The organism is Paenirhodobacter sp. CAU 1674, assembly GCF_029222945.1.
GTDB lineage: Bacteria > Pseudomonadota > Alphaproteobacteria > Rhodobacterales > Rhodobacteraceae > Rhodobacter.
The window spans coordinates 207,182-220,510 of the sequence record NZ_JARHUH010000002.1 but is presented as its reverse complement, the minus strand read 5'-3'; the positions used below and the strand labels follow the sequence as shown (position 1 = coordinate 220,510).

Annotated in this window: 14 protein-coding genes; 9 read left to right on the top strand and 5 right to left on the bottom strand. The window is 67.3% G+C overall.

Annotation, left to right across the window (positions count from 1 at the left end; genetic code table 11):
- Positions 1-3: 3 nt before the first annotated feature.
- The 3 genes from P2G62_RS03210 to folK are packed head-to-tail and all read right to left on the bottom strand — an operon-like array spanning position 4 to position 3,168.
- A complete protein-coding gene (locus P2G62_RS03210) occupies positions 4-2,121 on the bottom strand; it encodes a bifunctional (p)ppGpp synthetase/guanosine-3',5'-bis(diphosphate) 3'-pyrophosphohydrolase (protein ID WP_275733427.1) in 2,118 nt (705 codons plus the stop codon).
- Between the two features lie 24 nt (positions 2,122-2,145).
- Positions 2,146-2,502: a DNA-directed RNA polymerase subunit omega gene (rpoZ, locus tag P2G62_RS03205; protein ID WP_275733426.1), complete on the bottom strand. Its 357-nt coding sequence runs from the start codon at positions 2,500-2,502 to the stop codon at positions 2,146-2,148.
- 48 nt (positions 2,503-2,550) lie between these two features.
- On the bottom strand, positions 2,551-3,168 hold the full coding sequence (gene folK / locus P2G62_RS03200; RefSeq protein WP_275733425.1) for a 2-amino-4-hydroxy-6-hydroxymethyldihydropteridine diphosphokinase: 618 nt from the start codon (positions 3,166-3,168) through the stop codon (positions 2,551-2,553).
- A gap of 140 nt (positions 3,169-3,308) precedes the next feature.
- On the opposite strand from folK, the gene P2G62_RS03195 reads away from it, so the two are divergent.
- From P2G62_RS03195 to P2G62_RS03170, 6 genes are all read left to right on the top strand, one after another.
- Entirely contained in the window at positions 3,309-3,872 is a 564-nt protein-coding gene (locus P2G62_RS03195) for an NYN domain-containing protein (protein WP_275733424.1), read from the top strand.
- A gap of 66 nt (positions 3,873-3,938) precedes the next feature.
- A complete protein-coding gene (locus tag P2G62_RS03190) occupies positions 3,939-4,385 on the top strand; it encodes a YqaA family protein (protein WP_275733423.1) in 447 nt (148 codons plus the stop codon).
- Positions 4,386-4,551: 166 nt separating this feature from the next.
- Positions 4,552-5,499, top strand: coding sequence for a 4-hydroxy-3-methylbut-2-enyl diphosphate reductase (ispH, locus tag P2G62_RS03185; protein ID WP_275733422.1), 948 nt, complete (start codon positions 4,552-4,554; stop codon positions 5,497-5,499).
- Complete coding sequence (locus P2G62_RS03180; RefSeq protein WP_275733421.1) at positions 5,496-6,098, top strand: LysE family translocator; 603 nt, start codon at positions 5,496-5,498, stop codon at positions 6,096-6,098. Before ispH ends, P2G62_RS03180 begins: the two co-directional genes overlap by 4 nt.
- Before the next feature lie 26 nt (positions 6,099-6,124).
- Positions 6,125-6,583, top strand: coding sequence for a ribonuclease HI (gene rnhA, locus P2G62_RS03175; protein ID WP_275733420.1), 459 nt, complete (start codon positions 6,125-6,127; stop codon positions 6,581-6,583).
- On the top strand, positions 6,580-7,239 hold the full coding sequence (locus P2G62_RS03170; protein WP_275733419.1) for a trimeric intracellular cation channel family protein: 660 nt from the start codon (positions 6,580-6,582) through the stop codon (positions 7,237-7,239). Before rnhA ends, P2G62_RS03170 begins: the two co-directional genes overlap by 4 nt.
- Here the strand turns inward: P2G62_RS03170 and P2G62_RS03165 are convergent.
- Together P2G62_RS03165 and P2G62_RS03160 are read right to left on the bottom strand one after the other, a co-directional pair.
- The gene (locus P2G62_RS03165) at positions 7,236-7,952 is read right to left on the bottom strand and encodes an LrgB family protein (RefSeq protein WP_275733418.1); all 717 of its coding nucleotides are present in this window, start codon (positions 7,950-7,952) and stop codon (positions 7,236-7,238) included. The genes P2G62_RS03170 and P2G62_RS03165 overlap by 4 nt on opposite strands.
- Positions 7,945-8,301, bottom strand: coding sequence for a CidA/LrgA family protein (locus P2G62_RS03160; protein ID WP_275733417.1), 357 nt, complete (start codon positions 8,299-8,301; stop codon positions 7,945-7,947). Before P2G62_RS03160 ends, P2G62_RS03165 begins: the two co-directional genes overlap by 8 nt.
- 188 nt (positions 8,302-8,489) lie before the next feature.
- Here P2G62_RS03160 and smc point away from each other — a divergent pair, with 188 nt between their 5' ends.
- The 3 genes from smc (at position 8,490) to P2G62_RS03145 (ending at position 13,294) form a co-directional block, all read left to right on the top strand.
- Positions 8,490-11,948, top strand: a complete 3,459-nt coding sequence (gene smc, locus P2G62_RS03155) for a chromosome segregation protein SMC (RefSeq protein ID WP_275733649.1) — start codon at positions 8,490-8,492, stop codon at positions 11,946-11,948.
- Positions 11,949-12,074: 126 nt separating this feature from the next.
- On the top strand, positions 12,075-12,533 hold the full coding sequence (locus P2G62_RS03150; protein WP_275733416.1) for a RidA family protein: 459 nt from the start codon (positions 12,075-12,077) through the stop codon (positions 12,531-12,533).
- Positions 12,533-13,294 carry a glycerophosphodiester phosphodiesterase family protein gene (locus P2G62_RS03145; RefSeq protein ID WP_275733415.1) on the top strand — a complete coding sequence of 254 codons (762 nt, stop codon included), beginning with the start codon at positions 12,533-12,535 and terminating at the stop codon, positions 13,292-13,294. Before P2G62_RS03150 ends, P2G62_RS03145 begins: the two co-directional genes overlap by 1 nt.
- The last annotated feature ends 35 nt before the right edge of the window (positions 13,295-13,329 follow it).

Genomic DNA, 13,329 nt, shown 5'->3' with positions numbered 1-13,329 from the left:
GATTCAGGGTTTGCGCGCCAGATCCCGCCAGCGCTCGACCTGCGCCACATCTGTTTCCGCCTCGAGCGCCGTCAAGAGCGTGTGCAGATGTTCGACGTCCCGCAACTCGACCTCTACCACCAGCGAGTAAAAGTCCGGTTTCCGGTCGATGAAGTTCAGATCCGAAATATTGGCCTTCTGCTGCCCGATCAAGGAGCAGATATGGCCAAGAACCCCCGCATCATTCGAGATCGTCAGCTTGAGCGAGGCCGAATAGACCGGCGGGTGCTGCCCCAGATGCCAGTGCAGATCGACCCAGCGGCCGGGCTGTTCCTCGAATTCCTCCAGCGCAGGGCAGTCGATGGCGTGGATCACCACGCCCTGCCCGCGATAGGTGATGCCGACGATCCGTTCACCGGGCAGCGGCTGGCAGCAATTGGCGCGGCGGAAGCTCTGATCGGCGGCCAGCCCCAGAACGGCGCGGGTCGGCTCGATCATCTCGGGGCCCTTGGCGGCCAGTTCGGGATAGAGCGCCTCGATCACCTCGCGCGAGGTCAGCTCGGCCGAGCCAAGCCGCGCCATCAGTTCGATCTCGTCGGCCAACCCAAGGGTTTTTGCTGCGGTGCGCAGCGCCTTGTCGGACACCTTGCGCCCGACATGTTCAAACGCCACCCGCGCCAGTTCGCTGCCCAGCTTGACGAAGCGCCCGCGATCTTCCTCGCGCAGGGATTTGCGGATCGCGCCCTTGGCACGACCGGTCGCCACAATGTCCAGCCAGGTCGCCTGCGGGCGCTGGCCCGCGGCGGTGATGATCTCGACCGACTGGCCGTTCTTCAGCCGGGTCCAGAGCGGCACGCGAATACCGTCGACCTTGGCGCCGACGCAGGAATTGCCGATCCGGGTGTGGATCGCGTAGGCGTAATCAATCGGCGTGGCACCTTTCGGCAGCTTGACCACATCGCCCTTGGGGGTGAAGCAGAACACCTGATCGGAATACATCTCGAGTTTGACGTTCTCGAGGAATTCGTCGTGATCGCCCTCGCCGAAACGTTCGGTCAGTTGCGAAATCCACTGCCCGGGATCGACCGCAAACGGGTTCACCGCCAGTTCGCCGTCCCGATAGGACCAGTGCGCCGCCACGCCCGCCTCGGCCACTTCGTGCATCTGCCGGGTGCGGATCTGCACCTCGACGCGTTTGCCGTCGCGCCCCGACACCGTGGTGTGGATCGAGCGATAGCCGTTGGTCTTGGGTTGGCTGATGTAATCCTTGAACCGCCCCGGCACCGCGCGCCAGCGCTGATGGATCAGCCCCAGCACGGCATAGCAATCGGCCTCGGTCCGGGTGATGACGCGGAACCCGTAGATGTCGGACAGCCGCGAGAACGCCAGCTGCTTTTCCTCCATCTTGCGCCAGATCGAATAGGGCCGTTTGGCGCGGCCGAACACATCGGCCTCGATCTGCGATTTTTCCAGCAGGCCGCGAATGTCGGCGGTGATCTTGGGGATCACATCGCCCGATTCCTTCTGCAGGCTGACGAAACGGCGGATGATCGAGGTGCGCGCCTCGGGGTTGAGCACCTTGAACGCCAGGTCTTCCAGCTCTTCGCGCATCCACTGCATGCCCATGCGGCCCGCCAGCGGCGCGAAGATTTCCATCGTCTCGCGCGCCTTCTGCGCCTGCTTCTCGGGCCGCATCGACTTGATCGTGCGCATGTTGTGCAGCCGGTCGGCCAGCTTGACCAGGATCACCCGCAGGTCCTTGGACATCGCCATGAACAGCTTGCGGAAGTTTTCCGCCTGCTTGCTGGCCGAGGACGACAGTTGCAGATTGGTCAGCTTCGTCACGCCATCGACCAGTTCCGCGATATCGGCTCCGAACAGTTCGGTCACCTCGGAATAGGTCGAACGCGTGTCCTCGATCGTGTCGTGCAACAGCGCGGTCACGATGGTCGCATCGTCCAGCCGCTGTTCGGTCAGGATCGCGGCAACGGCAACGGGATGGGTGAAATAGGGTTCGCCGGAATGGCGAAACTGACCGTCATGCATCCGCCGCCCGTAATCATAGGCACGGCGGATCATGTCGGCATTGGTGCGCGGATTGTAATTGCGAACGAGCGCGATCAGGTCTTCGACGTCGATCATTCGCGCTCGCTTGCCCCCGTCAGCTTATTCGCGGCCCTGCGCGTCCATCAGCGCGCGCAGCATGCGCTCTTCGGACATGTCGTCTTCGCGCGGGCGATCCGCCGTTTCGCCCCCCATCAGCAGCGACATCGCGTCGTCTTCCGGCTCGTCGACCTCGATCTGGGTCTGGTTGTTCTCGATCAGACGTTCGCGCAGATCATCGGCGCTTTGCGTCTCTTCGGCGATCTCGCGCAGCGAAACGACCGGGTTCTTGTCATTGTCGCGGTCCACGGTGATCGGGGCACCGGCGGCGATTTCGCGCGCGCGATGGGCCGCGAGCATCACCAGCTCGAAGCGGTTCGGAACCTTGTCAACGCAATCTTCAACCGTCACGCGGGCCATCGGCAACTCCAGTCAGACTTGGGCGGTGTGAGGCGCCTATTTAGGCCCTCAGTCCGGGCTTGACAAGCGCTGTTCCCCGCCAAACGGCGCGACAAAGGGCGCAAGGGCCGCTTTTTCGGCGTCGGGCAGGGCGTCAAGCATCTGCACAACACTCTGCCCCGTCGCCGGATGGCGCCACTGCGGCGCGATTTCCGCAAGGGGAATCAGCACGAAGGCGCGTTCGGACAGGCGCGGGTGGGGCAGGATCAGGGTTTCGGGCGCGCGCACCATCTGCTCGGCCAGGGGCAATTCCCGCCAGGCGGCCTGCGTCGCCGGATCGGGCAGCACCGCCTGCCCCATCGCCAGAAGATCCAGGTCGATCAGCCGCGCGCCCCAACGCTGCCCCCGCACGCGGCCCAGCCGCGCCTCGACGCGATGCAGCGCCGCCAGCACCGCCCCCGCATCCTTGCCACGCAGGCGGCGCGAGTCGAGCACCGCGCAGGCGTTCACATAATCCGGCCCCGACCCCGCAGGAAAGGCGGGCGAACGGTAGAAGCGGCTGATCGCCTGCAACGGCAGCCCCTCCTCGGGCAACATCGCAAGCGCGGCAACCAGCGTCTGCGCAGGCGATCCCACGGGCGAAGGCAGATTGGCCCCCAAAGCAATCAAAATCGAGTGGTTGCACATAAAGATAGATACCCATGCCCGCTTTGCCTTGCTATGTCAGGCGACATAAACACGGCACGCTGGCGTAATTGGGCATTCTTTAACCTGCGTCAACCACTCAACGACGCTGCCAGACGAGCCCGGGGGGGAAAGGACATTTGATGTTTTACAAGGACGAACGGCTGGCGCTGTTCATCGACGGATCGAACCTTTATGCGGCCGCCAAGGCGCTGGGGTTCGATATCGACTACAAACTGCTGCGACAGGAATTCGAACGTCGCGGAAAACTGGTGCGTGCATTCTACTATACTGCGCTGTTGGAAAACGAGGAATATTCCCCGATCCGGCCGCTGGTCGACTGGCTGCACTACAACGGCTATGCGATGGTCACCAAACCGGCCAAGGAATACACCGACTCCATGGGGCGACGTAAGGTCAAGGGCAACATGGACATCGAATTGGCCGTCGACGCGATGGAACTGGCGCCGCGGCTCGATCATGCGGTGCTGTTCTCGGGCGACGGCGATTTCCGCCCGCTGGTCGAAAGCCTGCAACGCCAGGGCGTGCGTGTCTCTGTCGTCTCGACCATCCGCAGCCAGCCGCCGATGATCGCCGACGAGTTGCGCCGCCAGGCCGACAACTTCATCGAACTGGACGCATTGCGGGATGTGATCGGGCGCCCGCCGCGCGAACCGCGTGACGGCGAAGGGGTGGCAGAGTCCTGATCTGCCGACTATGTGTAGCGAAGGGCGCGCGCGGGGACGCGCGCCCTTTTGCATTGGAGACCTCGCATGCTCGAAACCGCCTCGCTGATCGGGCTGTTCTTTTCGGCGATGCTGGCCGCCTCGCCCATACCGATGCAGTCCGAAGTCGTCTTCGTCGCATTGCAGACCGCAGGGGACGTGCCCGTCTGGCAGATGATCGCGGTGGCAGGCGTTGGCAACACCTTGGGCGCGCTGATCACCTATGGGCTGGGCCGTGGGGTCACGCGCTGGCAAGATCGCAAATGGTTTCCCGCAACCCCGGCACAGATGGCCCGCGCACACCGCTGGTTCGAACGCTGGGGCCTGTGGCTCTTGCTGCTCAGCTGGGCGCCGGGCGGCGACCTCGTGTGCCTCATCACCGGAGTGCTGCGCATTTCGCTGTGGCATTTCATACCGCTGGTGTTCATCGCCAAGACCGGGCGCTATGCCGTCGTTGCCTGGCTGACAGCGCAGGCAATGGGGATGGCGGGATAAGGGGCGCTGCCCCCTCGGCCCGTGCCGGGCCTCACCCCCGGAGTATTTCGGCCAAGAAGAAGATCCCGCATTTCTTCTTGGCCCAAATACTCATCTTGCCACGCCCGCCAAAGGCTGGACGCCGGGGCGGGCGCGCATTAGGTCTGGGGCAAGCAAGGAGCGCGCGATGAAACCTTCTTTGACCCTGTATCTGGCCGCCCCGCGCGGATTTTGCGCAGGCGTGGACCGGGCCATCAAGATCGTCGAGATGGCGATCGCGAAATGGGGGGCGCCGGTCTATGTGCGCCACGAGATCGTGCACAACAAATTCGTCGTCGACAGCCTGCGTGACAAGGGCGCGGTCTTTGTCGAGGAACTGGACGAATGCCCCGATGACCGCCCGGTGATCTTTTCGGCCCACGGCGTGCCGAAATCGGTGCCGGCCGAGGCCGCGCGGCGCCAGATGGTTTATGTCGATGCCACCTGTCCGCTGGTCAGCAAGGTGCATATCGAGGCCGAGCGGCATTCCGAGGAAGGCCTGCAGATGGTGATGATCGGGCACGCGGGCCACCCCGAGGTGCTGGGCACGATGGGGCAGTTGCCCGAGGGCGAGGTGCTGCTGGTTGAAACGGTCGAGGATGTGGCGACACTGGCGCCGCGCGATCCGACGCGGCTGGCCTGGATCACCCAGACCACGCTGTCGGTCGACGATACCGCGGGGATCGTCGCCGCCCTGCAGGCGCGCTTTCCCGCCATTGTCGGCCCCGCCAAGGAAGACATCTGCTATGCCACCACCAACCGGCAGGCGGCGGTCAAGGCGATCGCGGGCAAGATCGACGCGCTTCTGGTGATCGGCGCGCCGAACAGTTCGAACTCGCGCCGACTGGTCGAGGTCGGCGCGGCGCAGGGCTGCCGCTATGCCCAGCTGGTGCAGCGCGCCACCGATATCGACTGGCGCGCGTTGGAGGGCATCGCCTCGGTCGGCGTCACGGCTGGGGCCAGCGCACCCGAGGTTCTGGTCGACGAGGTGATCGACGCCTTCCGCGATCGCTTCGATCTGACTGTCGAGCTGGTCGAAACCGCCCGCGAGGACATCGAATTCAAGGTCCCGCGCGTTCTGAGGGAACCTGCATGAGTATCGAATTTCTGCTGACCGCCTTTGTCGTCTGCCTCGCGCCGGGGATCGGCGTTGTCTACACCCTGTCCGTCACGCTGGGTCAGGGCCTGCGCGGCGGGCTTTGGGCGGCGTTTGGCTGTTCGGTGGCGACGCTGGCGCATATGGCGGTGGCGATGGCGGGGCTGGCGGCGGTGCTGCACAGCTCGGCCGTGCTGTTTCAGGCGGTGAAATATGCGGGCGTGGCCTATCTGATGTGGATGGCCTGGGGCACGCTGCGCGGCACCGGCGGGTTGCAGATCAGCGCCGCCGCGCCGCAGCCGGTGGTGCAGATCGTCCGCCGAGGCATCCTGCTGAACCTTCTGAACCCGAAACTGCCGATGTTCTTCATGGCCTTCCTGCCGCAGTTCATGGCGCCCACCGACGGCACCGGCGTGATGCTGGGTCTGGGGCTGGCCTTTGCGGGCATGACGTTTGCGGTGTTCGTGGGCTATGCGATGCTGGCGGCCTCGGGGCGGCAGGCGGTGCTGGGGCGTCCGGCGGTCATGGCCTGGATGCGGCGGGCCTTTGCGGCGTCTTTCGCGGCCTTGGGCTTGCGGCTGGCGCTGGAGCGGGCATAACGCGCGCTCTGACGAAAGGAATTGCGATGCCCGAACTCTTTGCATGGACCGATGGCGCCTGCTCCGGCAATCCCGGCCCGGGGGGCTGGGGCGTGCTGATGCGCGCGATGGAGGGCGACACCATCGTCAAGGAGCGCGAGCTGTCGGGCGGCGAGGCGGACACCACCAACAACCGGATGGAACTGCTGGCCGCGATCAACGCGCTGGAGGTGCTGAGCCGCGGCACCGCGCTGACCATCACCACCGACAGCGCCTATGTGAAGAACGGCGTCACCGGCTGGATCTTCGGCTGGAAGAAGAACGGCTGGAAAACGGCCGACCGCAAGCCGGTGAAGAATGTCGATCTGTGGCAGCGGCTGGATGCGGCGCAGGCCCGCCATCAGGTGACGTGGAAATGGATCAAGGGGCACGCGGGCCACGCCGAAAATGAACGCGCCGATGAACTGGCCCGCGCCGCGATGGCGCCCTTCAAGCGCGCGAAATGAGCGGCTGGGCCACGGCGCTGGCAGGTCTGCCGGTGGGGGCGATCCTTGACTATGCCTCGGTGCTGATCTTCGCGCTGACCGGCGCGCTGGTCGCCTCGCGCCAGCAGCTGGATCTGGTGGGATTCATCTTCATCGCCGCGCTGACGGCGGTCGGCGGCGGCACGCTGCGCGACCTGCTGTTGGGGCGCGATCCGGTGTTCTGGGTCGGCAGGCCCGATCTGATCGTGCTGATCGCCGGGGCTGCCATCGTGGTGTTCTTCACCGCGCATCTGCTGGAAAGCCGCTACCGCGCGCTGCTATGGCTGGATGCCTGCGCGCTGGCCGTTGCGGTGCCGGCGGGGGTGGCGGTGACGATGACGTTGGGCCACGGCCCGGTGATCGTGCTGATCATGGGGGTGGTGACCGGATCGTTCGGCGGGCTGGCGCGCGATGTGGTCTGCAACGAGGTGCCGCTGACGCTGAAACAGGGCGAACTGTACCTCAGCTGCGCCTTTGCGGGGGCCGCGGTGGCCCTGCTGGTCACGGCGGCGGGCTTTGTCGGGCTGCCCGCGCTGATCGCCTGCGGCGCGGTCACCTTCGCGCTGCGCGCCGGATCGCTGCGCTGGGGGTGGAAGCTGCCGGTCTACAAACCGCGTCCCCCGCGCACGCGCGGCTAAAAAAACAGCCGCAGCACCAGCGGCGCCAGAAACGCCGTCAGCACCGCATTCAGCCCCATCCCGATCGAGGCAAAGACCCCTGCCGTATCGTGTACCTGAAACGCGCGCGCCGTGCCGATGCCATGCGCGGCAACCCCGGTGGCAAAGCCCCGCGCGCGCCAGTCGCGCAGCCCCAGCGCATTCAGCATCGGCGTGACGAAGATCGCGCCGATCATCCCGGTCAGCAGCACCAGAACCGCAGTCAGCGTGGGCTGGCCGCCCAGGGCCTCGGAAATCCCGATGGCAACCGGCGCGGTGGCCGATTTCGGCGCCAGCGAGGCCATCAGCGACGCATCCGCCCCCAGGGCCCAGGCAATAGCCAGCGCGGTGAAGACCGCCGTGAACGACCCCGCCAGCAGCGCCGCCGCAATCGGCAGCGCGGCGCGGCGGATCTGCCGCAGATTGGCCTGCAGCGGCACCGCCAGACACACCGTCGCCGGGCCCAGCATGAAATGCACGAACTGGGCGCCTTCGAAATAGTTGCTGTAGGGCGTCGCGGTGGCCCACAGCAGCACCGCCAGCAGGATCACCGCGATCATCACCGGATTGGCAATCGGCCTGCGCCCCGAAGCGCGGAACGCCGCATCGCCCGCCCAATAGGCGAACAGCGTGGCGCACAGCCACAACAACGGTTTGGAGGCCAGATAGGACCAGATCAGCGCGGCATCAGTCATCGGGATGGCTCCGCGTCAGGCGGGCGACAAGGGTGAAGATCACCGCCCCCACAATGATTGCTGCCAAGGTCGAGACGACCAGCGCCAGCGCCAGCGCCGGGCCGTATTTGGCCAGCGTCGGCAGATGCGCCACCACCCCCACACCCGCGGGCACGAACAACAGCGACAGATGCGCCAGCAGCCCCTGCGCCGTGGGCCGGATCAACGCCCCCAGACGCGGGCTGAGCGACAGCGCCACAACCAGCCCGACCATCCCCAAAACCGGCCCCGGCAAGGGCAGATGCGCTGCACGCGAGATCACCTCGCCCAGCAGTTGAAACAGAAAGACGATGGCAAGCGCGGGCACCATGGGTCGCTCCTTTCCTGCGGAAAACGGGCTCAGACTAGCGCCGCGCGCCCCATACGAAAAGGGAAAACCTCGCATATCTTGTGGATAAGCGGCACGCTTCCGCCAGATCATGGGGTTCGGCGTTGACACGCCCCGCCCTGCACCCGAAACTTGCAGGTCAACCCGAACGGAATCGGAAAGGCCCGCTATTGCGCTTCTCGCGACTGCGACTCAATGGCTTCAAAAGCTTCGTGGACCCGACGGATCTGGTGATCCACGACGGGCTGACGGGGGTTGTCGGGCCCAACGGCTGCGGCAAGTCGAACCTGCTGGAGGCGCTGCGTTGGGTGATGGGCGAAAACCGCCCCACCGCGATGCGCGGCGGCGGGATGGAAGACGTGATCTTCGCGGGCGCGGCCACGCGCGGGGCGCGCCATTTCGCGGAAGTGTCGCTCAGCATCGACAATACCGAACGGCTGGCGCCTTCGGGGTTCAACGACAGCGACACGCTGGAAATCGTGCGCCGGATCACCCGCGATGCTGGCTCGGCCTACAAGGTCAACACCAAGGACGTGCGCGCGCGCGACGTGCAGATGCTGTTCGCCGATGCCTCGACCGGGGCGCAAAGCCCGGCCCTGGTGCGGCAGGGCCAGATTGCCGAGCTGATCAACGCCAAGCCCAAGGCGCGGCGCCGCATTCTGGAAGAGGCGGCGGGGATTTCGGGCCTGTATCAGCGCCGCCACGAGGCCGAGCTGAAGCTGAACGGCGCCGAACAGAACCTGCTGCGCGTCGATGACGTGATCGAACAACTGGCCGCGCAGCTGGCGCAGCTGGGCCGTCAGGCACGCCAGGCCGCGCGCTACCGCGAGATCGGCGAGGCACTGCGCCGGGCCGAGGGGATGCTGCTGTATCGTCGCTGGCGCGAGGCCGATCTGGCCCGGGCCGAGGCAGAGGCCGGCCACCGCGACAGGGTGCAGGCCGCCGCGCAGGCCGAACTGACCGCCCGCGCCGCCGCGAAGGACCGGGCGACGCGCGAAGACGCCCTGCCGCCCTTGCGCGAGGAAGAGGCCGTGGCGGGCGCGATCCTGCAGCGCCTTGTGGTGCAGCGCGATCAGCTGACCGATCAGGAAACGCAGGCCGCACAGCGCATCGAGACGCTGAAGAACCGCATCCTGCAACTGGATCGCGATATGGAGCGCGAGGCCGGGCTGAACCGGGACGCGGACGAAACCATCGCGCGCCTCGAATGGGAACTGGGCCAGTTGGCAAAGGCCGCCGAAGGGCATGACGACAAGCTTTCCGCCGCCTCGGACATCGCGCAAGAGGCCGCTTCGGTCCTGCAGGATCGCGAGGCGACGCTGAGCGAGCTGACCGAAGATGTCGCGCGGCTGGCAGCGCGCCACCAGTCGGCGCAACGTCTGGTGGCCGACACCCGCACCACCGCCGAGAAATCCGAAGCCGAAGCCGCGCGTGCCGAAGAGGCCGCGGCGCAGGCAGAAGAGGCGCTGGAACGCGCGGCCGAGGCCTTCGAGACCGCGCAAACCGCGCAGGAAGAAGCGCAGGAGATGGCCGAGGCCGCGGAAGAGGCCCTCGGCGCCGCCGAAGAGGCCCGCGCCGCGATCCAGTCGCGCGAAAGTGCCGCGCGGGCGATGCGCTCCGAGGCCGAGGGCGAGGCCGGGGCCCTGCGCGCCGAGGTCAGCGCGCTGGCCCGGCTGGTCGAGCGTGAATCCGCGACCGGCAAGCAACTGCTGGATCGGGTGCGGGTCGACAAGGGCTATGAAGCGGCCCTTGGCGCGGCGCTGGCCGACGATCTGCGCGCGCCCGAGGTTGAGGCCGCGGCGAAATCCGGCTGGGGTCTGCTGCCCGATTACGACGCCGCCCAGCCCCTGCCCGTGGGGGTCGAACCGTTGTCGGCCCATGTCGAGGTGCCCGCCGTGCTGACCCGCCGGATCGCGCAGATCGGGCTGGTCGCCGACCGTGACGAAGGCGCGCGGCTGCAGGTGCAACTGGCCCCCGGGCAGCGGCTGGTGTCGATGGCGGGCGATCTGTGGCGCTGGGACGGGTTCCGCGCAGGGGCCGAGGATGCGCCCACCGCCGCCGCGCTGCGGCTGCAACAGCTGAACCGCCTGGTCGAATTGAAACGCGATCTGGAAGATGTCGCGGCCCGGGCCGAGGGCGCACGGCAGGCGCATGAGATGCTGACCCGTCAGCTGGCCGAAGCCAGCGCCGCCGATGCCCGTGCCCGCGAGGCGCGCCGCACCGCCGATCAGCGCGTGGCCGAGGCGGGACGCGCACTGAGCCGGGCCGAGGCTGACCGCGCGCTCAGCGCCTCGAAACTGGAAAGCGCGGGGCTGGCCGTCAACCGCCATGCCGAGGCCGCCAGTGCCGCGCGGATGGCCCTGCGCGAGGCCGAGGGGCAGCTTGCCGCGCTGCCCGATCTGGACGCCGCCCGCGCCGAGGTGGACGCGGTGAAGATGGCGGTCGAGGCGGCGCGGGTCACGATGTTGACCCGGCGTTCCGCGCATGACGAGATCCGCCGCGAGGGCGAGGCCCGGCTGCGGCGGCGTCAAGAGGTCACCAAGGAGCTGTCGGGCTGGAAGCACCGGCTGGAGACGGCCGAGAAACGCTCGACCGAGCTGGCGGCGCGGCGCGAGGAGACCGAAGCCGAACTGGAAGAAGCCGCGGCCGTGCCCGAAGAGCTGGCCGCCAAACGCGACGAGTTGAACGAGGCGATCGACACGGCCGAAGCGCGCCGCACCGCTGCCGCCGATGCGCTGGCCGCCGCCGAAGGCGCGCTGCGCGAGGCGCAGATCGCCGAACGCGACGCGGAGCGGCTGGCGGGCGAGGCGCGCGAAGCCCGCGCCCGCGCCGAAGCCCGTGTCGAAGCCGCCCGCGAAACCGTCGCGCATGCCGCCGAGCGGATCACCGACGAGACCGAACAGACGCCCCAGACCCTGCTGGAAAGTCTGGATGCCGACCCCGATCAGATGCCCTCGGCCGAGGATCTGGAAATCGAGGTCGGGCGGCTGAAACGCGGACGCGACGCGCTTGGCGCGGTCAACCTGCGCGCCGAGGAAGACGCCCGCGAGGTGCAGACCGAACACGATGCGCTGGTGCAGGAAAAGACCGATCTGGAAGAGGCGATCCGCAAGCTGCGCGCGGGCATCTCGGGGCTGAACCGCGAGGGGCGCGAACGCCTGCTGACCGCCTTCGAACAGGTCAACGAAAGCTTCCGCACGCTGTTCACCCACCTCTTCGGCGGCGGCACGGCGAACCTGCAGCTGGTCGAAAGCGACGATCCGCTGGAGGCGGGGCTGGAAATCATGTGCCAGCCGCCGGGCAAGAAGCTCAGCACGCTGTCGCTTCTGTCGGGCGGCGAGCAGACGCTGACCGCGATGGCGCTGATCTTCGCGGTGTTCCTGGCCAACCCCGCGCCGATCTGCGTGCTCGACGAGGTGGACGCGCCGCTTGATGATGCCAACGTCACCCGCTTCTGCGACCTGCTGGACGAAATGACCCGGCGCACGGACACCCGTTTCCTGATCATCACCCACCACGCGGTGACGATGAGCCGGATGGACCGGCTGTTCGGCGTGACAATGCAGGAACAGGGTGTGAGCCAACTGGTCTCGGTCGATCTGAAACGGGCCGAGGCGCTGGTGGCTTGAGCCGAGGGGGCGCTGCCCCCGCCTGCGGCCCCCCCGGGATATTTCGACCAGAGAGAAATACAGGGTTTGGGCTTGCAGGGGCGGCGGCGCAGTCCTAGCCTCCGCGCGACAAGGATGGAGGCCCTCATGGCAAAGATCGAGAACCGTCTGGCAGAGCTGGGCATCACCCTGCCCGCCGCCCCCGCACCGGCCGCGAACTATGTGCCCTTCGTGCGCACGGGAAATCAGCTGTTCGTGTCGGGGCAGATTTCGGCCACGGCAGAAGGGTTGATTACCGGGAAGCTTGGCGCAGATCTTGCGACCGAGGAGGGCGCGGCGGCAGCGCGGCGCTGCGGGTTGTCGCTGATTGCGCAGGCCAAGGCCGCGCTTGGCGATCTGGACCGTGTGGTGCGGGTGGTGAAACTGGTGGGCTTTGTCAATTCGACGCCCGAATTCATCGAACAGCCCAAGGTCGTCAACGGCTGTTCCGACCTGATGGTCGAGGTCTTCGGCGAGGCCGGGCGGCACGCGCGCTCGGCGGTGTCGGCGGCATCCTTGCCGCTGGGTGTGGCGGTGGAAATCGAGGCGATCTTCGAGGTCGCCTGATGCTGCACCCCGATTTCCTGCGCCTGCCGATCGCACATCGCGCGCTGCATGACCGTGCCGCGGGGCGCCCGGAAAACAGCCGGGCCGCCGTGCAGGCGGCTGTGGCGGCAGGCTATGGGATCGAGGTCGACATCCAGCCTTCGGCCGATGGCGTGCCGATGGTGTTTCACGACTACGACCTGAAGCGTCTGACCGGCATCGCCGGGCCCGTCTGCGCGCGCAGCGCGGCGGAGTTGGGCGCGACCCGGCTGCTGGATGCGCCCGACGGCATTCCGACGCTGGCCGAAGTGCTGGGGATCATCGCGGGGCAAGTGCCGCTGCTGATCGAGTTGAAGGACCAGGACGGCGCCATGGGGCCGGGCGTCGGCCCGATGGAACATGCGGTGGCGGCCGTACTGGCAGGCTATGCCGGGCCGGTCGCGGTGATGTCCTTCAACCCGCATGCGCTGGCCGCGTTTCGGGCCGCCGCGCCGGGGGTTGCGGTGGGGCTCACGACCTCGGCCTACCGGGCGGAGGATTGGCCGCTGCTGCCCGCCGATGTGCGCGCCCGTCTGGCCGGTATCCCCGATTATGACCGGGTCGGTGCCTGCTTCATCTCGCATGAGGCTGCGGATCTGGGCAGCCCGCGTGTGGCCGCGCTGAAGGCGCAGGGGGCGGCGGTGCTGTGCTGGACGATCCGCTCGCCCGCAGCCGAGGCCGAGGCGCGCCGCGTGGCCGACAATGTTACCTTCGAGCAATATCTGGCTGCCCTGCCCGCTTGACGCCGCAGGGCGGCGCGCCACCTTGGGCCAAAAGG

What these genes read in the sequence shown, in the direction of transcription:
- P2G62_RS03150 (WP_275733416.1), top strand. Translation starts at nt 12,075, where the DNA reads ATGGCAAAGATCGAGAACCGTCTGGCAGAGCTGGGCATCACCCTGCCC.
- P2G62_RS03160 (WP_275733417.1), bottom strand. Translation starts at nt 8,301, where the DNA reads ATGGTGCCCGCGCTTGCCATCGTCTTTCTGTTTCAACTGCTGGGCGAG.
- rnhA (WP_275733420.1), top strand. Translation starts at nt 6,125, where the DNA reads ATGCCCGAACTCTTTGCATGGACCGATGGCGCCTGCTCCGGCAATCCC.
- folK (WP_275733425.1), bottom strand. Translation starts at nt 3,168, where the DNA reads ATGTGCAACCACTCGATTTTGATTGCTTTGGGGGCCAATCTGCCTTCG.
- rpoZ (WP_275733426.1), bottom strand. Translation starts at nt 2,502, where the DNA reads ATGGCCCGCGTGACGGTTGAAGATTGCGTTGACAAGGTTCCGAACCGC.
- P2G62_RS03180 (WP_275733421.1), top strand. Translation starts at nt 5,496, where the DNA reads ATGAGTATCGAATTTCTGCTGACCGCCTTTGTCGTCTGCCTCGCGCCG.
- P2G62_RS03210 (WP_275733427.1), bottom strand. Translation starts at nt 2,121, where the DNA reads ATGATCGACGTCGAAGACCTGATCGCGCTCGTTCGCAATTACAATCCG.
- P2G62_RS03195 (WP_275733424.1), top strand. Translation starts at nt 3,309, where the DNA reads ATGTTTTACAAGGACGAACGGCTGGCGCTGTTCATCGACGGATCGAAC.
- ispH (WP_275733422.1), top strand. Translation starts at nt 4,552, where the DNA reads ATGAAACCTTCTTTGACCCTGTATCTGGCCGCCCCGCGCGGATTTTGC.
- P2G62_RS03165 (WP_275733418.1), bottom strand. Translation starts at nt 7,952, where the DNA reads ATGACTGATGCCGCGCTGATCTGGTCCTATCTGGCCTCCAAACCGTTG.
- P2G62_RS03170 (WP_275733419.1), top strand. Translation starts at nt 6,580, where the DNA reads ATGAGCGGCTGGGCCACGGCGCTGGCAGGTCTGCCGGTGGGGGCGATC.
- P2G62_RS03145 (WP_275733415.1), top strand. Translation starts at nt 12,533, where the DNA reads ATGCTGCACCCCGATTTCCTGCGCCTGCCGATCGCACATCGCGCGCTG.
- P2G62_RS03190 (WP_275733423.1), top strand. Translation starts at nt 3,939, where the DNA reads ATGCTCGAAACCGCCTCGCTGATCGGGCTGTTCTTTTCGGCGATGCTG.